Here is a 22,364-nt window from a genome sequence, read left to right on the forward strand (position 1 = left end):
TGGGAGAATTTCATGACCTAACGGTCGGCCAAAATGTAGGGAGCATCCAGACTCCGTCATTAGCGTGACGCCCAACAGCACCAATCCAGTGAATAACCGGACCATCGCCACGCAATGGCAAAGGAGAGCCCATGGACGACAAACTGAAGGTAGCTGGCCTACTGGCTGGCGGATACCTCTTAGGACGTTCCAGAAAACTGAAACTGGCCATGACCGTGGCCGCCACAGTCGGCGGCTCTGCGATCTTCCGCAATCGGGAGCAGATCCAAGAGGCACTGAGCGCTTTCGGTGCCTCCACCCCGGAACTCGGAAAGCTTTCTGACTCCGCCCAGGGCATGGTGACCACGGGGGTGGAACGTCTCAGCTCCTCGCTCCAGGAACGTACTGACAAACTCAACGAATCACTCCAGGAGACCGCTGGCGCCGGTGCGGAGGACTCGGAGTCCGACGCTGCTGAAGAGCCCGCTGAAGAGGAGGCTCCCGCCGAGGAAGAGGAGCCGGAAGAGAAGGCCGAGGAAGAAGCTCCCGCGGAAGAAGAGGCTGAGGAGACGACGGAGGAGAAGCCCAAGAGCACGCGGCGCCGCGCGCCTGCGAAGTCCTCCACCTCCAAGTCCGGAGGATCGAAGTCCAGCAGCGCAAAATCCAGCGGTACTCGCTCAAGCAGCAGCCGCTCCAGCAGCGCGAAGTCTTCCGGGGGTAGCTCCAAGTCCTCCGGCACTCGGAAAACCTCTGCCAAGAGCAACACCGGCGGTGGCCGCAAGTCATCCTCCACTAAGAGTCAGGGGGCGAAGAAATGAGCGACCAAGACGCGTGGAGCGGACTCAAGAGCCAGTTGGGTGACTACGCCACTGCTATGGGGCGGAAAGCTCTCAGCTCGGCCGGGGACAAAGTGGACAACCTGACCGACCAGCTCAGTGGTTCCGGAGGTTCCCTCGGCGAAGGCGTCAAGAAAGGCGCAGAGAAGATGTCCGAGGGGAAGTCTCCGGTCAGCGCCGCAGCTTCCGGGCTGGCCACCAGCGCAGCCGACTCGGTGAAGAGCGCTTTCGGTGGCGGATCCGGGGGCTCCGGTGGCGCGAAGAAGAAGTTCATGAACATCGTGGAGTGGACGGACGTGGGTGTCCCCCTCACGGTGGCGTACAACGCCTTCACCCAGTATGAAGACTGGCCTGACTTCATGAAAAAAGTCGAACACGTGGAGTGGAGCGACGACGCCAAGCTCAAGATCAAGGGCCAGGTATTTCTGTCCCACAGGACGTGGGAAGCCACCATCAAGGAGCAGGTTCCGGATTCGCATATCGTGTGGGAGTCCAACGGCGAAAAGGGCAGCATCAGCGGCAGCGTCTCCTTCCACGAGGTGACCCCCACCTTGACCCGCATGCTCACCATCGGCGAGTACCACCCTCAGGGATTCGTTGAGAAGACAGGCAACCTGTGGCGCGCAGTGGGCCGCCGGTTCCGTCTTGAGCTGAAGTTCTTTGTCCACCACGTGATGACGGACGTCATGCGCGATCCCGACTCCGTGGAAGGGTGGCGAGGAGAGATCCGCGACGGCGAAGTCGTCACCACCCATGAAGAAGCCCTGGAACAGGAACAGGAAGAGCAGGACGGCCAGGAGGACCAAGAGCCGCAGGAGGACATCCAGGACGAACCGGCCGAGGACGAAGGCGAGCCTGAGGGCGAGTACGAAGAAGAGCCCCCTGCGGAGGACGAGGCGGTCGAGGAGGAAGCTCCAGCAGAGGAAGAGGAGCCCGTCGAAGAGGGCGACCCTGTTGAGGAGGAGCCTGCCGACGAGGCCGAGCCGGTGGAGGAAGAAGACGCCGAGCCAGAGGAGGCCGAGCCAGAAGAAGATGTTGAATATGAGGACGAACCGGTAGAAACTGAGGAAGAGGAATAACCCAACCCCTACGAGGCCGGTCGGCGCATCCGCGTTGCCCCTCAGAGAGTAGGTAACGGCAATGAGCACAGCAATGCAGCGGTCCCGCGGAAGCTATGTGGACCGTCCCTCACCCAGCTCCCTCGCTGATGTCGTCGAGATTATTCTCGACAAGGGACTGGTCATCGACGCGTATATTCGTGTCTCTCTGGTGGGCATCGAGGTCCTCACCATCGATGCCAGAATCGTGATCGCCAGCGTGGACACATATCTGCGCTTCGCGGAGGCCACCAATCGTCTGGATCTCGCAGCTCAGGGCGGACGGGATCTTCCGGACCTGATGAGCGGCATGGCCGAAGGCGGCAGCGAGGGCAAGACCAAGGGTGCGGTCGAAGGGGTCAAGGAAGCCCTCACCCCCGGCGACGATGATGACGACGACGGCGACGAGGACGAGGCTCCGAAGCGTCGCCGCCGCCAAAGCAGCAAGTCCGAATGAGCCGCGACCCTAGGGACTACGCCGGGGAGGTCTACCTCTACGGCGTAGTCCCCGCTGAGACTGCAGCCCCCGCAGACCTTCAAGGCATTCAGTCGCAGCCAGTGGAAGTGCTGGAGCATGAGTCCGTGGCTGTGCTGGTCAGCGAAGTCGATCCGGATCAGATCCTGGGCACCCCTGACGATCTGCTGGCACATACCCAGCTGCTGGACGCGGTGGCACGCCAGACTCCAGTGCTGCCGTTGGCCTTCGGCACCGTGGTCCCTGAGGCAGCAGCAGTGGTCGAGGACATCTTGTCGCCGAGTCAGCAGGAGTATGCTGCCGGACTTGAAAATGTCGACGGTCACGCCCAGTACACGGTGTCAGTGACGTTCGACCGGGATACGGTGCTGCGCGAAATCATTACGGAACTGCCCGAGGCCGCCCACCTGCGGGAGCAGATCGCGGGCACCACCGAGGACCAGACCCGGCCTCAGCGTATTCAGCTCGGCGAACTCATGGTCCGGGGTCTGGAGCAGCGCCAGCCAGCGGCGGCCGCACCGGTCATTGATCGCCTTCAGGAGGTCACTAGCGATCTCACCGAGCATGAGCGCAGGCAGCCCGATGACGTGATCGAGCTGGCGGCCCTGGTGGCCCACCAGCAGGCCGAAGAGTTCGAAGAGGTGGTGGAGGACCTCGCTCGCGAATTCCACCCGCGTTGCAAGTTCCGGCTCGTAGGCCCCCAAGCCCCCTACGACTTCGTCCCTAAGGTGTGAGCCCTCGTGGGCCTGTTCTCTGCGCTGATCACCGCTCCCCTGGCACCGCTGCGCGGAACAGTATGGGTGGCCGAACAGATCTATCAGGAAGCCGAGCGGCAACATTATGACCCGGGAAATATCAGACGGCAGCTCCGGGACGTGGAGGCTGCCCGCAGCTCTGGAGATCTGGACCCTGACGAGGCTGCGGAGATGGAAAACGAACTGGTAGCCCGCCTGATGGAATCCACCCGACGCAGACAACCCTAAGGAGAGACACTGTGAGTGACGGCGACTCAGACACCACCAAGTCCACCAAGTCCCAGTCCAGCACACGGCAGCAGCGGCCCCAGAAGAAGACCAGCGACTCCGATTCTGCCAGCAGCTCAAGCTCTTCAAAGGGCTCAAGCACTTCAAACGGCTCAGGCTCTTCAAACGGCTCAGGCTCTTCAAACGGCTCAGCCTCTTCAAGGAGCTCAAGCACTGCCGCGCAGAAGAGCCGCAGCAGTGCCCAGAAGTCCTCGGGCGAGTCCACAGGCGGCACTCGCCGCACCAGCTCGAAGTCCAGTGAAGGGGCGTCGTCGAGCTCCTCCCAGGATTCGGCAGGTTCGCAGAAAAGTGCTTCCCGGCTCAGTGCGGTCAGCGCCAGCAAGAAGGCGATCGAGCAGTTCCGCACACTGACCGGACGGGCACCGGAGTCTGTGGTCGGGGTGAAGAAGAGCGATGAAGGGTGGCACGTCACTCTGGAGGTTCTCGAAGCCCAGCGGGTGCCGGACACCTCGGATCTGCTGGCAGAATACGATATAGATTTGGACAGCTCCGGTGAGCTGCTCAGCTACGAGCGGGTCAACCGCTACGTCAGGGGCCGCCCCGACGCATGAGCGGCTCTGCGACAACTGTCAGGAGAGCGCACATCCACACTCGGAGGACAATGGACATGGCCAAACAGCCCGGCGAAGCGATGCAGCCTCAACGCGGGCGCGACGGCACCCTCCTGCAGGTGGTGGAAACACTTCTGGACAAAGGCCTGGTGCTCAATGCCGACATCATGGTCTCGGTGGCAGGTGTGGAGCTGTTGGGCATCCGCATTCGAGCGGCCCTGGCCTCCTTTGAAACGGCCGCGAAGTACGGTCTGGACTTTCCTGCCGGTACCGACCGGGACACTGTGGCGTGGCAGGAAGCCATCGAACAGAAGGAGACCTGCCCCCAGTGCGCCAAGCGGGCACCGTTGAAGCAGCTGATGGACGAGTACTGCCCGTGGTGCGGATGGCAGTCGGCGTACTCGAAACGCCTAGAGGAGACCGGGTCAGCGCAGCTGCACAGCTCAGCGGAGGACGCTGAATCAGAGGCCGAGTCCGGCACCACCTCTCACGAGTAGCAGACGGTGTCTGAGAATCATCTCCCCCCGGCCCACGGGTCTGCGGTGGAGCAGCCTTCTGCACTGCAGCCCACCCGGGACCCGGGGGCCACGTTGCCTGACCTGTTGGAGGTGCTGCTGAACAAGGGCGTGCACCTGAACCTGGACCTGATCATCTCCGTGGCCGATGTGCCACTGATTGGGGTCAATCTGCGCGCGACCATCGCGGGTATTGAGACGATGATCGAATACGGGATGATGCGGCAGTGGGACGATCAGACCCGCGCCTGGGTGCAGCGCTCACTGAGCCGCCACCTGCCGATGGCAGACGGCGAGGAGGTCGTCGCCGCCATGGCGGCCAGTCATCTGCGGGACGATTTTCAGCGCATCTGGCGCCCGGGCAGGGCGTACCTGACCACCCACCGGCTCATCGTTCACCGCCGGGACCCTGCCGAAACGTTATGGCAGACCCGGCTCGACTCGATCGCCAGCGCGGAGTCCTACACGGAGCCCTCGGTCGGTGGTGAGGACCGGATGAGACTGAAAATCGTGCTCCACGACGGCAGCGTGGCACGACTATCGGCTCTGGACGCAGACCGTCTGCTCACGTTGATCAGGCAGCAGCGCCAGGTACCGGGAGGTGCTCAGGCTGAGTCTGCTGCCGCTGAAGATCAGGGCCCTAGAATGAGGGGCACCATGTGGTACTTGGAAACCTTCGCCCAAGGGGCAACGTGGCGCGGTGGGAAAGCCACACTCACCCGTGAGGGCATGCTGACGTGGAAGTCCCCGCTGGATAACCGTGCCTCATTGCGGATCGAACCCGCTCAGCTGAAGGCGGTCCACCTTGAAAAGCACTCCAATCCCACGTCTCAGGCTCAGGTGCTGCGAGTAGAGACCACGTCAGGCGAAGTGCGTTTGGCCGGTCCTGACCTGCACAAATGGCACCAGCTGTTGCATGATGACACCGAGTCCGGTCAGGAGGTGGACCATGGCGCTGGAAGTCAATGAGGAGAGCCTCAAACATGGCGTCCTGACGCTGGTGGTCACCCTGGTGGAGGTCATTCAAGAGGCCTTGGAAACCCAAGCGGTCCGCCGCATGGAAGGCGGTGACCTCACCGAGGAGGAGCAGAACCGGCTCGGAGAAGCCCTGCTGGAGCTCGACGAAGCGATGGACCAGATCAAGGCCGACCACGGTATTACTGAATCAGTGATGGATCTCCACCGCGGTCTGGACGATGTGGTCAACGAAGTGGTGGACAAGCTCATCAATCCACAACGCTGGGCTCAGGACGCTCAGGGAGAGGTCCGATGAGCTCCGAGACGCTTTATGTGTATGCCATTATTCCGGCCGGCAGCCCTGCCCCCACGGGCGCCGGAATCAACGGCAGTCAGCTGCACACCGTGGAGGCTGAGCCGGTTTCCGCGGTGGTGCACACTCATCACGCTGGGCCCTATGAGGGGCCGGACGAGGACGTCAAGCGCTGGGTCCTGGAACACAGCGACGTCATTGAAGAATGCTGGAACCAGGCCTCGAGTGTCTTGCCGGTCTCTTTCAATGTGATGGTGCAGGCCTCGGAGACCTCCGGTGCCACGGCGGCAGAGCAGCTGCGCGGCTGGCTCCAGGACTCCGGTCAGGAGCTGAAGCAGCGGCTGCAGGAACTTGCCGGCACCTCAGAGCTGCGCGTCGAGATCGCCCTCGACGCCGCCCAGTTCCCACAGAACGAGCCCGAAGTGTTGGAGGCGACACGAGAGTTGGCGGGCAAGCCTGCCGGTGTGCGGCGACTGTTGGAGAAACGGCTGGAGAAGGTGCAGCGGCGGCTCACCGACGCAGGTGCGGACCGCCTCTATCCGGACTACCGCATGCGGCTAGCCGCCCAGTGTCAGCAGATTCAGGACTATGCCACCACCCAACGGCCTGAGGGCACGGTCTCTGTGCTGAGTGCAGCCTGCTTGGTGGACTCTGAGCGCATCTCCGAGCTCGGAGCTGAACTGACCCAGATTCAACAGGAGCAACCCTCAGCCCGAATCCGGTTCTTGGGGCCTTGGCCTCCCTATTCCTTTGTCGACATCGACGCCGGGGCTGGCTCAGCCAGCACCCCGCAGGAGGGGAAGAGTTCGGCGGAGACATGAAACGAGTTCTCACCTACGGCACTTTCGACCTGCTCCACTGGGGGCATATTCATCTGCTCCAGCGCGCCAAAGCACTGGGGGACTACTTGGTGGTGGGTCTGTCCACGGATGAGTTCAATGAGGCCAAACCGGGCAAACAGCCCAGCTACCACCCCTATGAGGTGCGGAAGGTGATGCTGGAGTCCATCCGACACGTAGATCTGGTCATCCCTGAGCAGACATGGGAGCAGAAGCGCCGCGACGTGGAGCTTCACGAGATCGACGTGGTGGTCATGGGATCCGACTGGGAGAATTCTCCGCGCTTCGAGTACCTGCGGGAGCACTGCGAAGTGGTCTACCTCCCCCGCACAGAAGGAACCTCCACCTCGGACATCCGTCGGGACTTGCTTTTCGAAGCGATCGAGTACATGCGTGAGGACCAAGCCGCTCAAGCTGGAGAGCAGTCCCGCCCGGCGCGGCCTGCGGCCTCTCCCCCGCCACCGAGCACAACGCGACTGCGCTCATTGGGAGCCGCCCCGCAGACCCGGTTCCCGCGCCCGCCCAGCAGAGACTAGCTCCTGTCACCGCACGGCGGCGAGGACCTCTGGGGAGAGGTTGTACATCCGCAGTTTGGCGTAGGCCCGGATCTGCGCATCACTCAGCTGCTTGATCAGCCGAGCCTCCTCCTGAGGTTCGGCTGAGATCTGGGTGCCGCCCTGCGGTAGGGAGGAGGACAGCGGCCCGCCGTGCAGCGGAACGTCGATGACACTGATCGCCGCGGCAGTCAAGGAGATGACCTGGGACCGGTCGATCAGGCCCAGCCCCTCAAGCAGGGCTTTGGTGGCTGTGCCGTGGGACACCAACACCACTGTCCGCAGGGCGTAGTCGGTGTCCACCGACGGGGTGGGGGTGAGATCGGCGGCACCGCGCACAATGTCGCAGAAGGCAGCGGTCATCCGCTCCACCACGGAGCGGGGATCCTCTCCCCCTGGTGGAGTGCCGGTGCCCGACTTCCATGCCGTGTACTCTGCCGCGTAGTCGGTCTTGGCCGCCGCGGTCTTCGTTCCTTCCCATGTGCCCAAGTTCTGCTCAGTCAGCCGTGGGTCCTCCACGGGATCGAACCCGAGCCCGAACTCGGCAAAGGTGGCATGGGTGCGTCTCAGCGGTGAGACATACCCGGCGCCGGGCTGTTGTCCCCGTATGTAGAGCCCAGCTGCGCGGGCCTGGCGGAGCCCGGAATCTGCGAGCGCCACCTCGGACTGGCCCTGCAGTCGGTGGTCCCGATTCCATTCGGTCTCACCGTGCCGGACGCAGATCACACGAATCACATGTACTCCTCGGTCATGTCGTCGGTGGATTCCCTCCAGACTAGCTTTCCGGCAGCTGGTGCGTGAATCGCAGCCAAACAGCCGCAGCACGTGCTGAGATGGGGTGGTAAGGGGATAGGAGGTTCGCGATGAATGGCCCCACCCACCATCAGGTGAGAGACAACTTGCTATGGCTCGCCGCCGATTTCCGCGCGATCATTGAGAGCGCAAACGCGCACGAACTCGACTTCCCCTCTGCAGGCACGCGCTGGACCAACCGGCAGCTGCTGTTCCATCTCGTGCTCGGGCAAAACGTTGCCCTCTCCGGGATTCCGCTGTGCGGACTTTTCTCGCGGCTTCCTCCATCAGTGGCACGCAACTGGAGCAGGCTGCTAGATGCCTGCGCCGGACCCTACAACTGGGTGAATTGGGTCGGCAGCGCTGCGGCAGGACGGGTCCTGAAGCCCCAAGCTATGGTGCGGATGATGGACAGGACCACCGGCACCATCGTGGGCTGGTATGACCGCACCGACGGCGAGGCGCTACGTCGAGGCATGACGATCCCCGCATCCTGGGACCCCTATTTCACCTCGTGGATGGATCGGCGCGACATCTTCGAGTGGGCGCCGAAGCACTACCGCCATCACCGCGCGCAGCTCACACTCACGACGCTGCCGTCCTGAGCGCTGCTATCAAAGAACTTCAGTCTTCCCGCGTCCGCTGGCCAATCATGCCGTCATGCACAGCCGCCACCGCGGCCGCCACCAACAGCGAGGAGCCAAGCTTCTCCAGCAGTTCTTCTATGTGCCAGAGGGCAAAGTGTGGCCAGGAGTACTGGCCGCCGATGTAGTCCATGGTCAGCACCTGGGTGACTTCAACTCCCACAGCACCGGTGAAGAAGACCCCGAGCCCCGTCAGCAGCAGAATCCGGGGCAGGCGCGGCATCCCGCGGATCATGACAACCAGGAAAACGACGGCGCCCACGGCCACTGGGACACCCAGCATCAACAAGTGTAGTGCTCCAGCGGGGCTTCACCGAAGGGGATCCGGTAGAGCCTGGCCGGGCGTTCGTGCAGGCGGGCCGCCTCATCCAGGCTCATGGCTGCGAACATCAGCCCCACACCGGCCCGCCGCCACCACCCGGCTCGTTGCGCCCACTTCCACAGGGCCGAGGCGTAGCACAGCAGCGTTGCGGCTGAGAGCAGCCGAGAATCACCGGTGTCATTACAGCGGAGATCAGGACCGCCAGGACCGAAATGGAGCTGAGCCCGAGCCATACGGGCTTACAGGGTGCAGGGCGGTGAAGGTAGTCAGCGCTGCGTGGATTCTGCTGCAAGGAGACTGGCTTGGGGCAAGTTTATTGCGCCCGACAGGCGATCCGCTTTAACACCCGATGGGGGCATTGCATGCTGAATGATGAGAAGAGCCCCTGCTAGATTGCAAGTAGGGTTGATGCTAAATTACAACTGCAAGACTCGAACCACCTGTCCTGATTGACGAATGGCAGCTGGTTCCTGAGAGCCTCGACGCGGTGAAGCGTGCCGTCACCGGAGGAGCTCATCACCCGGGACGTTGCTGAACTTGCTGAGATCAAGCAGCCACGGCAGATGTTGGATGTGCTGAAAGCAGCAGCTTTGAACACGGCTGGGTTACGATGCGGATCTCCGTGGACGCTTTCTCGACACTTTTGTGCTGGCGCAACTACGACCGCTGGTGGCGCTGAACGACCGGACCGTGAGCTCTTCGCACTTCCGAGACACCAACGGGCAACGAGAAATTGATCTCGTCCTCGAGTGAGGGTCAGCCCCCCAGCGGGCCTGATTCTAGACGGCGCAGATAGTCCTCCTCACTGAGGCTGAGGACCTCGGCGGTGGTGCCGTGGGCGGTGATCAGCCCAGCTTGGTGCATCCGGGCGGTCCAACGGAATTCGTAGGCGAGGTCATGCATGATCACCACGTCATTGGTCTGATTCTGTGGGCCGAAGGTGGCGTAACTGGTGCGGTACCCCGAGGCGGCGAATGCCTTCCCCGCGTAGAGGTCGGCGTTGAATACCGCCAGTTCAGCAGGCTGGAACTGCAGCAGGTCGTAGAGGATACGCTGCAGGCCCATCGGCGCTCCCCGGAAGTAGAGCCCGTGCTCGAACCGAGCCGGGCGCAGCCATTGCGGCCACTCCTGCAGGCTCGGCGCCTCGATGAAGAAAGGCCGTGTCACCGCTCGCTGGAAGACCCCTGACTCGGCCGCCGCTGAGACTTCCAGGAAGTCCCGCAACAGGTCACGTCCGGCGTAGTAGGCAATATCGGTGCGCCTGCCGGCCTCCGCATCGCCGCCAGCGGCGGCATGCCGGGTCCGGACCACCACGTCATAGGACTCAATCAGCTCTCCCAGGCCGTCACCGGAAACGGGCCCGACGACGGCGACCCGCTTGCCCTCAACGACCTCGCTCATGCCTTCCTCACCCGGCAGTCGCATCGCGTCCCTGCGTTGCTGAGCGTGGGACTGCAATGGCGCAACCTCGCCGCGGAGCAGGGCCACATCGGCCTGCAGCTTCTGTGCCTGCAGGAGCGTACGCGGGTCAGAGGTGTCGACTGGAGGTTTCTCTGCGGTGGCACGCAGCTGCTGATCCTCATCCAGGTAGGCGTAGGCCCCCAGCAGGTGTTTGAGCCAGATCCCGGACTCCAGGGGGATCCCGGCGAGTTCTCTGATGCGGTTGCGGGCAGCGGCTTCCCGGACCTCGAATCCGGCAAAGAACTCCCCCAGGTACTGCAGCCGTGCCGCGATCGCCTCCAGCAACAGCTGGTGCAGCTCAGGCAGATCCTCCCGGTGCTCCTTCAGCAACGCCTTAGCCCGCGGCAGCATGTCCGGATCCGGGGTCTGGGTGAACAGTGCGGAGAGGACATCCCAGAATCTGGTGCCGGCCCGCACAGGGCCGCGTCGCGGGAGCAGCACCTGCACCACGGTCCAGATGCGGGGCCAGTCGAAGTGGGTCCGCGCCCCGGTGGTCAGTGCGCCCTCGACTGCTCTTAAGTCCTTCGGGTTCAACGCGAACGCTTGCTCGTAATGGTTTACGGCCGCAGTAAGGTCGGAGACGTAGGGCTTGCGGTGGGCCGCGGCCGCCGCCAGGTGGTTCCCTGCCGTAGGTGAGCTTTCCGCACGAGCAGCCAGGTCGATTGGCCTGAGACGTTCAGCCGGCGGACCGGGGACGAGCCCGGCCACGGAGTCGTAGTGGATGCCGGCGGCGTCGTCATCGGCGGGCAGAGTGCGGGAGAGGAGGTCTGCGGCAATCCCCCGGTAGGTGCCGGTGGCCTCCTGGTCACGCGGCTGCAGTCGCGCCGCCGCAGTGCGGATCATCCATGCGGAGGCGGGAATACGGCCCAGCCGGCGGGCGGTCCGCGTCAGCAGCGCAGCGGCCGCGATCTTCCAGCGCAGCCCGTGGAGACTTACTGCCATACGTCCATCCTATTCACGGGCTCGGAGTGGGCCCCTCGCTCCCCCGGCGAGTTCGCAGCGCCGGGGACTCTTCGAGCGCCTGGATGTAGTCCGTTTCCTCCAAGGCCAAGACCTGCCCGGCGACCCCGTGCCCGGTGAGCACACCCGAGTCGGCAATGGCCTTGGTCAGGCGATGTTCGAAGACGAGGTCGTGGGCCAGGATGATCTCGTTGACAATCGAGTACGGTCCGAGCCCGGAGTCTTTGTCCTCGCGGTAGCCGGGACCGAAAGCGGTCTGTCCGGTGAAGAAGTCAATGTTGAACAGTCCGATTTCAGCCGGTTCGAACTGCAGCACGTCGTAGAGAATACGCCCGATGCCCATTGGCGGCCCGTGGAACCCCAGGGAGAAGTCGTGCCGGTAGAACCGCAGCCATTCCGGTTGGTCATCAGTGAAGCTGGCCCTGCTCAGGCCGCGTCCGACCACCATCTGCAGCCCCCCAGTGGCGACGGCGTCCCGGGCCAGCGGCATGAAGTCGGTGAGATCCCGGCCGGAGAAGTAGCTGATGTCGGTGCGGCTGCCCAGTCTGGCGGCGTCGTCGTCGGAAATCTCAGTCATCAACCGGGGCCGGATGATCACGTCATAGTCATCAATCTGGGCTCCGAGCCGGTCTCCGGTATCCGCCGGGCCGACGACCGCGACCCGCTTGCCTGCGATGAGCCGGCCGAACTTGTCCTCCCCGGGCAGGGGCAGGTCTTGGGCGCGGGACCGGGCGTAGTCCACCAGGGGTCCAGTGCGGCCCTGGATGAGATGCACATCGGCAGCCATCTTCTTCAGGCGGTGCCGTTCCGGGGTACTGCCCGGCTCCCAGGGCATCGGATCAATGAGCTGTTGTGCCTCCCGGTAGCGTTCGAGATACACCAGCGCGGCAAGGAGTTTCTGGCGGTGTCTGCTGTGCCCGGCGCTGGAGGTCCCCAACCAGGCGATGGTCCGTTCGGCCTGGCTGCGCCGCAGCGCGAACCCGTGGGTCATGCGCTGGGCGAAGTGCAGCCGGTAGATCAACAAGCTGGTGGTGGGCCAGGAGAGCCGGTGACCCTTGATGCTGGCCACATTGAACCGCACTAAGGCAGCACTGATATCTGCCTCGGCAGCGCCGGAGGCGAACATCGGCCGCATCTGGGCCATCAGTTCCAAACGCGCAGTGCGGCCGCGCCGCTTGCGGGCGGCTTCGAATCGCTCCGCGTTGCGCCATAGCCGGGCCCAATCCTGATCCGCCCGGCATCCCATCAGCAGCAGCCCGCGGAAGGCGGTGGGGCTGCTGGGGCGCAGCAGGAGTGCGCGCTCATAGGCCTCCAGGGAACGGTCCAGATCTGCCACATGGGGTTTGCGGTAGGCCGCGGCGAGGTCAGTCCACCGCTGGGCGTGGGGCTCGAGGTGGGCGGCTTGCCGCAAGAGGTCCAGGCCGGTGGGCCAGTCGCCGTGGGCGAACTCGAGTTTGCCGCGTTCGTGAAGCACGTGCGGGTGGGCGGGGGCGACGCGTTGAGCAGCAGCCAGGGACTCGCGTGCGGCGGAGGCGTCCGTGGTGGGTCCGTGTTCGAGCCCGGCGACGGGGTCGTGCACCACTGCACCCCAGGAGTTGCGCTGCTGGGCGCGCGCCAGCGCCACCCAGCGCAGGGGGTTCTCAGGGTCCAGTGTTGCGGCCCGGTGACGCAGCTGCAGGGCCGCAGAGTATTCCTTGAGCTTGGTACAGCGCACCGCAAGCTGCTCCAGCGTGGAGGCATCCTGGATGTCGTCGATGTCCAGTCTTTCCAGCAGCTTCAGCGCCCCGCCGCGATTGGCGTCCACCAGTACCGTGGTGACCTTCTCCTGCACGGATCCCACAGCTGACCTCTTGGTGGTCGGCTCGTTCGCAGCGCTGCGCGCCAGCAGCCGGTCCGCAGTGATCACCGCACGGGCCAGCGCCACGTCAGCCCCGGGGAGTGAGGCCGCGCTGCGGATTGCCTTCTGGGCTGCCTCAGCACCCATGACCAAACGTTTCACCATCGCTGAGACAGTCTAGTCAGTCGGGGTCACCAGGGTGGAAGCTCAGGCCAGTCCAGCTCTGCTCGGCGCTGCCCCTCGTCTGACCCTCCGGAGCCGGTCTCCTCGGCGATGCAGCGGTGCAGGCTCTGGCGCAGCTGGGCGATATCCGAGCCGAACAGGGAGATCTCATGCGCCGCGGCGGTGTGCGTCCAGGCCACGGCGTACTGACAGTGAAAACCCTCATTGTCCGGCATCCAGTTCCGGGGCGCCTCACCGGCCCGTGCTTCGGAAGACTCCTCGGGCACGGCGACCAGGTTCTCGGGATCGTTGTAGTAGGCCTGGCGCTGCTGGGCGTCGCGGTGCTCCATTTCGGTCCACGCGTGTGCCACCGGCAGCAGGTGGTCAATCACTGTGCTGGGTCCGGCGTAGTCACCTTCCTCACCGGTGTAGGGGTCCTCGAAGGTGGCGGAGACGACTTCTGAGCCGGTGGCGTCCCATTCCACGTCCTCCAGGTCCCGGAAGAGCACGTGCTGGCGGGTGTTGAGACCGTCGGCCCCGGCAACCCAGGTGCGCAGGTTCTCGCGGGGCTGCCCATCCATGGGGTTGGAGTGGAACACGGCATTGTCATCGGCGGCCTCGGCCTCGAGCTCCTCGCGCAGCTGGTCACCTTCGTCCCCGAAGCAGTAGGTGTTTTCTGGGGAGATCACCCGGGCGTAGGTGCGGGTCTCCCCGGACCGGGGATGGGTGGTGGTGTGGGTTTGGACGTCGCAGTCCTGGTGCTCTTCTCGTTCCACGCTGCGCAGGCGCACGTGGTTCTCCAGGTGCCACACCGCATCGAGGTGATCGCGGACGCTGTAGGGCTCAGTGGGGCCGGCGCCCGAGGTTTCGGTGCCATCATCGGCCTCGGTCTCCGGGGGCAGGGACTGCCAGTCCAGGTCAGGGCTGCGGCTCTCGGCACCGATTCCGCCAGCCTCTGACTCCTCGCCCTCTGACCCCTCACCCTCGTCGCCCTGGGCGCCCTGGGCGCCGTCGAGCTGGTCGTGCAGGCAGTCCCACAGCTGGCCGCGGAGTTGGTCGATATCCCGCTGGAACAGGGAAAGCTCATGCTTGTTCGCAATGTGCACCCAGGTCAGGGAGTAGGCGCAGTGGGCATCCTCATTCGATGGCATCCACTCACTGGGTGTGTGCCCGGCCTTCTCCCGGTTGATCTCTCCGATGGTGGAGGTGAGGTTCATCGGGTCGTTGTAGTAGGCCACGCGGTCCTCCCGCGGCCTGTGCTGCATCTCCGGCCAGGTGTGGCCCACCGGGACCATGTGTTCCCCGTGCGTTTCGGTCTCGGTGATGTCCACCCGTTGCCCCGTGTAGTGGTCCAGGTATGTCCCGGAGACGGTGAAGGTGTTGTTACCCAGGTCCCGGGCGTGAATCTCGGTGCGCGAGCTCACGCCGTTGCCGGTGACATCGGCCCAGGTGCCGTAGTACGGCTCCCGGTGGGTGGTGTTCTCATACGGCCGGCCGTGAAAAAAGTGTTCGTCCTCGTCATCCTTGGTGTCGAACTCCTCCCGGAGCTCTTCACCCTCCTCGCCGTCGCACCACCAACCATCCTCATCAGCGAGGTGCACATACCTCCGGGTCTCGCCCAGCTCCAGAGGGTGTCTCACCTCGTAGGCGAAGACCTCGCAGTCCCCGCGGGATTCGCGCTCCAAGCTGCGCACTGCGGTGCTGGTCTCCAGATTCCATAACGCATCGGCGTAATCCTGTGCGCTGTACTCCTGGAACGGGTCCGGCACCTCGGAGGGGTCAGAGTACGCCCCGGCGGGCGGTGCCGTCGACACGCCCACCAGCAGGGCACTGACTAGGACGGCAGCGGCCGGCACGGCACCCACCGGACGACGCCGCCGCAGACTCACCGTGCCCCCACTCGCCTGGCACCTCAGATGAGGCTGAGCCCGCGCATCTGCTTGGCATTGGCAAGGTCATTGAGCAGCTGGAATTGGTCTTCCCAGTCGATGTCCATCACCGCCTCACCGGACATCTCATGCATGAAAGGCCGCTCCCCCACTCTGTCGCCGACCTCCCGAACCCGCCGGAATGGGATGAGGTAGGCGGCGTGATTGACCTCGAACAGCGGTGGAATGTCCTGGCTGCGGGGCCATTTCTCCGCCGCGGCGTCATAGTTGAACGGTTTGCCGTCGGCGTCCCAGAGGAACGCGTGCAGTTTGGTCACCGTCAGCAGCGAATCGTGACCATCTGCCGCAGCGGTGCGCCACCGGCTGATCAGGTCACGGAAGCCTGCGGCAGCCAGCAGCGGGTGGGTGACATGGGTCATCAGCATGGTCCCATCCTCACGAAGCCTGCCCAGGTATTGGATGAACTCGCTCATAGGGGTGGAGGATCTGCCGAGCTCATCGGGCCGTTGCACCACAGTGACCCGCTGATCCTGCTCAGTGCTGAACCGTGCGGCGTACTCGCTGACCACCGGGTCGTTGGTAGAGACGATGATCTCTGCCAGTTCCTCCACTGCCGCCAGCTGGGTGAGTTTGAGCTCCAGGAGCCCGCGGTCGAACCCGGCGAATGGCCGGGTGTTCTTGTTTGCCACGCGCTCGCTGCCGGCCCGGCAGGGCACGACGGCGACGATCGGGTCTGTCTCCACCTGGCGCCTCTTTCCGTTGACCTGGTCTCATCTGTGCTCCGCACCGCAGTGTATCGCGAGCCCGGTTATAGGCTGGTGAGCGTGAGACCCCCAGTGAGACCCACCCTCAAGCGCCCCCTGCTCACCGTCGGGGTCACCAGTTATCACAGTGCCTCCACCATCACCCGGTGTCTGCAGTCCGTGGTGGACCAGTCCCTTGATGCTTCCCGGACTGAGGTGGTGGTCGTCGATGACGGCTCCACGGACCAGACCCTGTCCCTGGTCCGGGGGTTCCGCCGCAGCGTCCCGTGGGCCCGGTTCACCGTGCTGAGCCAGCGCAATACCGGTAATGCCTCCACCGGGCGCAACCGGATTCTTGACAGCGCCCGGGGGAAGTACGTGTTCTTCCTCGATGCTGACGATTACCTGGGGCCGCAGGCGTTGGAGGCGATGATCCGCTCCGCGCGGCGCCACAGCTCGGAAGTCGTCATCGGACGGTACGTGGGGGTGGAGCGCTCTGCACCCAATGTGCTGGGCGCTGAGCACTTCCCGGCACGGCAGGAGTACCACACCGGGTGGCTGAACAGCCTGCACGTGCAGAAGCTCTTCCGCGCGGATTTCTTGCGTGGACTGGGCTACCGGTTCAATCCGCAGCTGAACTATGCCAATGACCACCCGATGATGCTGCAGGCTTTCCTGCACGCTCAGCGCGTCTCCTTGGTCAATAGTGTCGACTGCTACTTCCTCACGCTCGCCGAGCAGCCCACAGGCCAGGGGCACGTCTCCCGGGCAGAGCTCTCCCCCGCCGAGCAGCTGCGGTTTCTCCATGACTGCTTCGGGGTGATTGCGCTGGCCCGCGGGCAGGGCGGCAGGAGTGCCGAATTGGCTGGCCGGGTCCGGGCGGACTACTGGAATCGGCTGCTGAAGCTTCACCTGCCCGTATTGGTCCTGCGCAAGAGCGACGACGCCGCTGCCGCCGAGTTGGGTGCCGCGGCAGCGAACCTGGCGGAGATCTACGGGGCCCAAACCTCCCGCGCCCGTCTCACCGGACCGGCGAAGAAGATGCTGCAGGCGCTGGGCACAGATTCAGGTGCCCAGCTGCGTCAGGTGGCCGCGCAGGTGCGGCAGCAGGCGAGCAGAGATGCGGTGCAGCTCTAGCGTTTCCGGAGCCGGTGGTAGGCCTTGCGTGCGGCGTGGCGCAGCACCAGTGGGGCGGTCTTGTTCTGGGCTTTGACGCGTCGCCCTGCGGCCCGGTGTGCGGCCACCAGAGACTGGGTCACCTCCGGCAGCTCAGCCTCTGCTGCCACCTCGTGCTGCGCCCGGGCCAGCCGATAACCCCCTAGGCTGCCTTGGTTGTGCAGAAAGTAGGCGTAGCGCTGATATTCAGCAAGGCTGATCTCGGGATACGAGCTCAGCGCCGCAGGGTCTGCTGCCTGCAGCAGCGCACTCCACCCGTGGCTAGGGCCGGGCGCGTCCGCTTCCAAGGACGCCTGGGCCTCGTCGAATAATGAGTCCAGGGTGTCGATCATGGCGGTGCTATGGCTGAGGGTGCGCCGGTGCTCGGCACCTGAGGAGAAGGTGAACTCGCCGAATACCGGTCCGGTGTCACCGTCATAGAGGTCCACGCGCACAAACGGCGCGTCAGTCATTTTCGACAGCTCGATCGCCCACCGAGAGAGCATCACTGCTGAACGTGGTACGAGAGCTACACCGGGTTGCAGGTCTTTGCGCTTCAGGCGGTAGTCCCGCCCTTCCGCCAAAGGCCGCAGCTGCCCGTCCAGCATGGCCACCCGCGGGGGCGAGGAGTTCCGGTCGACCTGCGCCACCATGGCGATCTGACCTTGGAATGTGTAGAACTTATAGTCGTAGGGCACGGCCCCCGGCTGCGCTCCGTTGAGGAAATCCTCCACGATCCACGCAGGCTGTTTCCTGGCAAACTTCCCGGCCACCCCCTGCTGCCGTTGCCGAATGTCCTCAAGCGTCCATTCCCGCAGGGCCATATGGTCAAAGTACGTCTCCGGCCCGGTCCGCTCCAGGAGCATGACCCCCTTGGCGGACCATCCGTGTGCGAACTTCAGAGCGACCCGGTCGCCCAGCACCTCGGGGTTGATCTGCTGGGTCGAGGTCAGGACCGCGTGCTGGACGGGCAGCCCAATCCGAGTGCCGTCGAGAGTCTTATCCTTGAGCAGGCGCTGCACTGCGGTCTTATTGGACAGGTCCCGGCGGTGCTGGCTGCCCCGCTTGTGGAACTCTGCGGCGGTGAAGCTCAGAAAGGGGGAATCCTTGGTGGCTTTATCGAAACTCATTGCGGGACTGACTGTCCCAAACTCACCTGGTGGTTTCCCGAAAGGTGTCATGAGACCCGAAGAAATCACCTGTTCGGCTCGGGCGCATTAGGGTAGCCACTATGAAAATACGCCGTGCGGACACTGAATCGTTTGGGGCGCAGGCCTCGCTCGAGTCCCCGTGGGAGCGGTTCATCATCGAAAAGATCCAGCCTCGGCGTCGTGAGATGAACTCCTGGGGCCAGCTCAAGAGCCACACCAAGCTCTTGGTTGATGCTGCCCGGGGGCAAAAACTCCGCCCGCAAAAGATTGGGAGCACGCACACCAGCACCTTCACACTGACGCGTTCGGGCACTCAGGTGGGTGGCGTCAGCGATGGCGTCTCGACATTAGTCAGTCACCAGGCGCTGCGGGCTGCGCAGTCTAGGGAAACGGCACGGTTGCATCTGCGGCTCTCAGAAGTCCCGCACCTGGCAGCCAGGACGTTCCACATCTCCCAGGGAAACGCAGCTGCTGCGTTCATGCAGACGGTGGACCAGCCGGTGAGTGTGCGCCCCTCCTCACCCCTGAGTCGTTGGGGCGCCACCGCCAATCTCACCACAGTGAATGAGCTGGCCCAGGCGTGGGAACGCGCTGCCGAGGCGTGCGCCGGGCTGTCATCGGCCCGCCAGCAAATAGAGGTGGAGCCTTTTCTTCCATGGATCCCGTTGCGAATCTTCGTGGTGGGCGAATCGGTCGTGGCGGCCGTAGCTCGGGTCCCGCTGTACGTGGTGGGTGACGGGGAGCAGACCCTCGACGAGTTGGCCCAGAGGGAGCTGGAGGCACGGACCTCCTGCTCGTTCTTGGACCGGGTGAACATCTCTGGCCATGCCGAATTATTGGCACTTCGGGGACTGGATGCTGAGAGCGTATTAGGTGAAGGCAAGATCGAATTGCTGACCTATGACCGCAGCGGTCAGCTCGGTCTTGGCTGGAGCTTCGAATTCCCCGGCCAGCTTCCGCAAGATCTGGGCGAGTTGGCTGTCAGCGCGGTCTGGGCCTTCCCTGGACTCGGTGCTTCCGCGGTGGACATTCTCACCCCCTCAGTGTCAGACGGCACTGGTGCTGTGGTGTGCGGGGTGGAACCGGCGGCCGACCTGCGTGAATTCCGGTATCCGGCGTTCGGAAATTCGCAGTTGCCGCACCGCAGCATCATGGAGCGGATCAGCGCCTAGGCAGTTGGCGGGGTGTTCCGTCCGATGAGGTCCTCCACGTGCTGCCGGTGATTTTCAAACGCAGCCAGCATCCGTCGTTCGGCGGCCTCGAGGCGGCCTTCAACAGAGTCCAAGGTCCGGAACCGCTCCTCGGTGCGCTGGTCCACCCGCCGGATCCCCGCTGTGGTCTCACGAAGCTGGGGGCCCATGCTGCGCACCAGCTCGCTCATGCGCCGTGCGGAACGGGTCATTGCCGCCAGCGTAAAGACCACCAGGACCACGAACACCCCAAAGCTCACCACTGCCGACGCCGCTGCCAGCGCCCAGGCGCCCAGCAGTATCGCGATCAATGAAACAAGCAGTCCCAGTGCGATGAGTGACAGCAGCCCCAGCTGTCGAACGGACAAACCTTTCACGGCAGTTTTTCCTCCTCTGTGATGACGTGGCCGCCAGCGACGACGGCATCGATCAGATCACGAAAGCCCCTGCTGCGGCATAACGTGGCGAATTCTACCCCGCGGTGGGACTGCCGCCGAAAGGCCTCAGGGCTTCGGGAGTAGCCCGTCAGCGTCTGCTGCACCGCACCGGCTTCAGCGTAGACGGCCGCGGTTCCATAGACAGGCTCCAGCCAGGGCGGGAGCACCGCCACACACCCTGATGCGAGTGCCTCCAGCACCGGCAGTTCGCACTGGACCCCGGCCCGTGGCTGCGGGTAGTGCACAAAAAAGTCCAGCGACCTGTAGTACGTACGCCGGTCAATGTCACCGGGTTGGAAGCTCAGCCACGCTGCGGGGAGCTTCTCTTGCCCCATCAGGTTCAGTAGGGTGGCGGTGTCCCCGTAGAACCGCACATCAGCGGACCCGTCAGTGGGCCAGATGCGCGCAAAGTCATCGGTGGTGCCTGGCCATTGCCAGGCGGTCTCCCCGGCCCACCGGCCGATGACCGGCCCCATATTCGGGCGCCGGCGCGGGCCCGGCCATAGGTCGGGGTCGAAGCTGGCGGTGTAGTCCTGCGTGGTGAGCTCGCCCGGGCTCAGCAGCTGGTTCAGCTGCGCGCGGGTGGTGGGGTCGCCGGGGATCCACCTCGGCCTGACGCCGAAGAACTCTCGCGCCTGAGCTGAGCAGAGGGCCGGCAGATAACGGACGGTGAAATCGCAGCCGTCTACCGGGGGTTTTCCGGCTACCACCGCAGAGTGCTTGACTGTGAAACTCACAGCTCGCGACGGTAAGAACTGCACCAGCTCCGGCGCGCACACAAGCATCAGTGTGACGTTGTGGAACGGCTCGTCTGCCATCACATGCGTCACTTCGCCTGCGGAGATAAGTGCTTGGACCGGCTGGGTGTAGGTCCGCGCATAGCGGGAGAGGTGGATCGCGTTTTCCAGGTGCATCACCCCCACCCGGCAGCCGTGATCGACGAGGTCTCGGATCTCCGCCAGTGCGGCAGCTTGGGTCTCGCCGTGCTCACACCAATCAGCGGCGAATACGACGTCTAGGGGCCTGGCTTCCAGGACGGAACCTGGAGCTGCGGTGAACCGTGGCGGCACATAGATCGGATGTGGTTTCTCGGCCGTTTGCCTCAGTTGGGGCTTGCTGGCTGCGGAGTGCCATGTGCGGTAGCTGCTCCAGAAGGCCCGCCGGGCGGGGTGTTGCCACCCTGCCCGGAAGTCTGCCCGAGACAGTGAATCGGGCTGGATACGCATGAAGATCAGCGGCTCCGGGATCGCGTACACCGCGTGACCGGTGTAGGCGGAGATACGGTCCCGCATTTCATTGTCAGCGGCTTTGCGGGCGGGGATGTACCCGCCGAGTTCACGCATGATGGAGGCACGCACCATCAGTGTCGGCGCTGAGGGGATGAACGGACTGTAGCCGCGCCGGATGCGAACCAGATCTTCGGTCATATTGACGGTGTACACCTGGTTTGCCGGACGTCGGGGATTGCGGAGAAGGTCATTGACCTGGGTCTGGAGGCGTTGCGGGTGAGACCAGTCATCCGAGTCCTGGCCGGTGAGGAACTCGCCCCTGGCATAGGCGATGCCAACATTGCGAGCAGCATAGGTGCCACTGTTGGTTTCCAGGCGGATCACGCGCACGCGTCGATCCAGCTCCGCGATTTCCTCCAGTACCGGAGCGTAGCCAGCCGGAGAGGCGTCGTCGACCACGAGCAGCTCTAGACGGGCCCAAGTTTGGTCGAGGATGGACCGCGCCGCTTGCACCGCATCCTCCCGTAGGGGTTTGAAGCACGTCATAATAACGCTCACCAGGGGCCCTTGGGGCTGGGGGGCGAGTTCAGGCGCTGCGGTGAGTCGGTTGAACGGCACGTCATCACCGTCCCGTAAGGTAACCGGGCGCAGGTCTCGCCGAGTGAACTGCCAATTGAACTCGCGCAGCCAACGTTTCCAGGCTGCGGTCCTCAGGCCGGGACGGACGTAGGGGTTCCGGGCATCCACACTGAGATAGGAATGGAAGGGGCGGCGCACGCTTGGGCGCTGACTGAGCAGTTGGTCGAGTTCGGTATACATCCCCTGTTCGAAGTACAGCTCGGCCAGTAGCTTTTCCAGCCGGGGGGCTTCATTTCCCGCGCCGGAAGCGAGCGCTATTTCAAGAGCCTTGCAGGCAATAGCAGTGTCATCCGGTCTCAGGTCTTGCAGTGCCGTCACATACGCGAGCCGCCCCAGCGCCGGCGCGTTTAAAGAGATCCCCGTGACCCCGCCGCCGAGCAGCTTGGTGCTGAGCTGATCGAAATCGAGTGTGCCGTGGCTGGCGGCGAAAGCCAGAAGCTCACGCATCTGCACTGATTCACTGCGCAGCGCGGTGCGCTCGAGGGCAAAGTCGACTGTCATGGCGTTGTCCAGGTACAGCCTCATCAGGCGGGCTCGCAGGAGCGCCTCGTTCTCGGCAGTCAAAGAGCTCATAAGCACTCCGGCTCGCAGGTG

24 protein-coding genes are annotated in these 22,364 nt (G+C 64.2%); 14 read left to right on the forward strand and 10 right to left on the reverse strand.

Annotated elements, in window-relative coordinates; all coding sequences use genetic code 11:
• The first annotated feature begins 131 nt into the window (after positions 1 to 131).
• The 11 genes from FEF27_RS07795 (at position 132) to tagD (ending at position 7,141) form a co-directional block, all read left to right on the forward strand.
• Complete coding sequence (locus FEF27_RS07795) at positions 132 to 797, forward strand: hypothetical protein (protein ID WP_138170291.1); 666 nt, start codon at positions 132 to 134, stop codon at positions 795 to 797.
• Positions 794 to 1,894: an SRPBCC family protein gene (locus FEF27_RS07800; protein WP_138170292.1), complete on the forward strand. Its 1,101-nt coding sequence runs from the start codon at positions 794 to 796 to the stop codon at positions 1,892 to 1,894. Before FEF27_RS07795 ends, FEF27_RS07800 begins: the two co-directional genes overlap by 4 nt.
• A gap of 61 nt (positions 1,895 to 1,955) precedes the next feature.
• Complete coding sequence (gene gvpJ, locus FEF27_RS07805) at positions 1,956 to 2,369, forward strand: gas vesicle protein GvpJ (RefSeq protein WP_138170293.1); 414 nt, start codon at positions 1,956 to 1,958, stop codon at positions 2,367 to 2,369.
• A complete protein-coding gene (locus tag FEF27_RS07810) occupies positions 2,366 to 3,121 on the forward strand; it encodes a GvpL/GvpF family gas vesicle protein (RefSeq protein WP_138170294.1) in 756 nt (251 codons plus the stop codon). Before gvpJ ends, FEF27_RS07810 begins: the two co-directional genes overlap by 4 nt.
• A 6-nt stretch (positions 3,122 to 3,127) precedes the next feature.
• Positions 3,128 to 3,370 carry a gas vesicle protein GvpG gene (locus FEF27_RS07815; protein ID WP_138170295.1) on the forward strand — a complete coding sequence of 81 codons (243 nt, stop codon included), beginning with the start codon at positions 3,128 to 3,130 and terminating at the stop codon, positions 3,368 to 3,370.
• Between the two features lie 11 nt (positions 3,371 to 3,381).
• Complete coding sequence (locus FEF27_RS07820; RefSeq protein ID WP_166429955.1) at positions 3,382 to 3,981, forward strand: gas vesicle protein GvpO; 600 nt, start codon at positions 3,382 to 3,384, stop codon at positions 3,979 to 3,981.
• Positions 3,982 to 4,037: 56 nt separating this feature from the next.
• Entirely contained in the window at positions 4,038 to 4,478 is a 441-nt protein-coding gene (locus FEF27_RS13790; protein WP_279526788.1) for a gas vesicle protein, read from the forward strand.
• Between the two features lie 6 nt (positions 4,479 to 4,484).
• Positions 4,485 to 5,465, forward strand: coding sequence for a gas vesicle protein (locus FEF27_RS07830; protein WP_208009733.1), 981 nt, complete (start codon positions 4,485 to 4,487; stop codon positions 5,463 to 5,465).
• Entirely contained in the window at positions 5,446 to 5,769 is a 324-nt protein-coding gene (locus FEF27_RS07835) for a gas vesicle protein K (protein ID WP_138170297.1), read from the forward strand. The genes FEF27_RS07830 and FEF27_RS07835 overlap by 20 nt, the downstream gene beginning before the upstream one ends.
• Complete coding sequence (locus FEF27_RS07840) at positions 5,766 to 6,587, forward strand: GvpL/GvpF family gas vesicle protein (RefSeq protein WP_138170298.1); 822 nt, start codon at positions 5,766 to 5,768, stop codon at positions 6,585 to 6,587. The genes FEF27_RS07835 and FEF27_RS07840 overlap by 4 nt, the downstream gene beginning before the upstream one ends.
• Positions 6,584 to 7,141: a glycerol-3-phosphate cytidylyltransferase gene (tagD, locus tag FEF27_RS07845; protein ID WP_138170299.1), complete on the forward strand. Its 558-nt coding sequence runs from the start codon at positions 6,584 to 6,586 to the stop codon at positions 7,139 to 7,141. Before FEF27_RS07840 ends, tagD begins: the two co-directional genes overlap by 4 nt.
• A 6-nt stretch (positions 7,142 to 7,147) precedes the next feature.
• On the opposite strand, the gene FEF27_RS07850 is transcribed toward tagD, so the two are convergent.
• Entirely contained in the window at positions 7,148 to 7,894 is a 747-nt protein-coding gene (locus tag FEF27_RS07850; protein WP_166429956.1) for a histidine phosphatase family protein, read from the reverse strand.
• A 128-nt stretch (positions 7,895 to 8,022) separates the two neighbouring features.
• On the opposite strand from FEF27_RS07850, the gene FEF27_RS07855 reads away from it, so the two are divergent.
• The gene (locus FEF27_RS07855) at positions 8,023 to 8,556 is read left to right on the forward strand and encodes a DinB family protein (protein WP_138170301.1); all 534 of its coding nucleotides are present in this window, start codon (positions 8,023 to 8,025) and stop codon (positions 8,554 to 8,556) included.
• A gap of 19 nt (positions 8,557 to 8,575) precedes the next feature.
• Here the strand turns inward: FEF27_RS07855 and FEF27_RS07860 are convergent, their stop codons facing one another.
• From FEF27_RS07860 to FEF27_RS07885, 6 genes are all read right to left on the reverse strand, one after another.
• Positions 8,576 to 8,878 (reverse strand): hypothetical protein, encoded by a 303-nt coding sequence (locus tag FEF27_RS07860; RefSeq protein ID WP_138170302.1) that lies wholly within the window; start codon positions 8,876 to 8,878, stop codon positions 8,576 to 8,578.
• Positions 8,878 to 9,150 (reverse strand): hypothetical protein, encoded by a 273-nt coding sequence (locus FEF27_RS07865; RefSeq protein ID WP_138170303.1) that lies wholly within the window; start codon positions 9,148 to 9,150, stop codon positions 8,878 to 8,880. Before FEF27_RS07865 ends, FEF27_RS07860 begins: the two co-directional genes overlap by 1 nt.
• A gap of 523 nt (positions 9,151 to 9,673) precedes the next feature.
• Entirely contained in the window at positions 9,674 to 11,320 is a 1,647-nt protein-coding gene (locus FEF27_RS07870; RefSeq protein ID WP_138170304.1) for a hypothetical protein, read from the reverse strand.
• A 13-nt stretch (positions 11,321 to 11,333) separates the two neighbouring features.
• Positions 11,334 to 13,340: a tetratricopeptide repeat protein gene (locus FEF27_RS07875; protein WP_138170305.1), complete on the reverse strand. Its 2,007-nt coding sequence runs from the start codon at positions 13,338 to 13,340 to the stop codon at positions 11,334 to 11,336.
• A 26-nt stretch (positions 13,341 to 13,366) separates the two neighbouring features.
• Complete coding sequence (locus tag FEF27_RS07880) at positions 13,367 to 15,226, reverse strand: GmrSD restriction endonuclease domain-containing protein (protein WP_138170306.1); 1,860 nt, start codon at positions 15,224 to 15,226, stop codon at positions 13,367 to 13,369.
• A gap of 23 nt (positions 15,227 to 15,249) precedes the next feature.
• Positions 15,250 to 15,969, reverse strand: coding sequence for an acylneuraminate cytidylyltransferase family protein (locus FEF27_RS07885; RefSeq protein ID WP_138170307.1), 720 nt, complete (start codon positions 15,967 to 15,969; stop codon positions 15,250 to 15,252).
• A gap of 81 nt (positions 15,970 to 16,050) precedes the next feature.
• Between FEF27_RS07885 and FEF27_RS07890 the strand changes: the two genes are divergently transcribed.
• The gene (locus FEF27_RS07890; RefSeq protein WP_166429957.1) at positions 16,051 to 17,106 is read left to right on the forward strand and encodes a glycosyltransferase family 2 protein; all 1,056 of its coding nucleotides are present in this window, start codon (positions 16,051 to 16,053) and stop codon (positions 17,104 to 17,106) included.
• On the opposite strand, the gene FEF27_RS07895 is transcribed toward FEF27_RS07890, so the two are convergent.
• A complete protein-coding gene (locus tag FEF27_RS07895) occupies positions 17,103 to 18,254 on the reverse strand; it encodes an ATP-grasp fold amidoligase family protein (protein ID WP_166429958.1) in 1,152 nt (383 codons plus the stop codon). The genes FEF27_RS07890 and FEF27_RS07895 overlap by 4 nt on opposite strands.
• Positions 18,255 to 18,355: 101 nt before the next feature.
• On the opposite strand from FEF27_RS07895, the gene FEF27_RS07900 reads away from it, so the two are divergent.
• Positions 18,356 to 19,447 (forward strand): hypothetical protein, encoded by a 1,092-nt coding sequence (locus FEF27_RS07900; protein WP_138170310.1) that lies wholly within the window; start codon positions 18,356 to 18,358, stop codon positions 19,445 to 19,447.
• On the opposite strand, the gene FEF27_RS07905 is transcribed toward FEF27_RS07900, so the two are convergent.
• Complete coding sequence (locus tag FEF27_RS07905; protein WP_138170311.1) at positions 19,444 to 19,842, reverse strand: hypothetical protein; 399 nt, start codon at positions 19,840 to 19,842, stop codon at positions 19,444 to 19,446. The two genes, FEF27_RS07900 and FEF27_RS07905, sit on opposite strands and share 4 nt — an antisense overlap.
• Positions 19,839 to 22,343: a glycosyltransferase family 2 protein gene (locus FEF27_RS07910; RefSeq protein ID WP_138170312.1), complete on the reverse strand. Its 2,505-nt coding sequence runs from the start codon at positions 22,341 to 22,343 to the stop codon at positions 19,839 to 19,841. Before FEF27_RS07910 ends, FEF27_RS07905 begins: the two co-directional genes overlap by 4 nt.
• Between the last annotated feature and the right edge of the window lie 21 nt (positions 22,344 to 22,364).

The organism is Nesterenkonia sphaerica (assembly GCF_005771565.1).
Classification (GTDB): domain Bacteria; phylum Actinomycetota; class Actinomycetes; order Actinomycetales; family Micrococcaceae; genus Nesterenkonia; species Nesterenkonia sphaerica.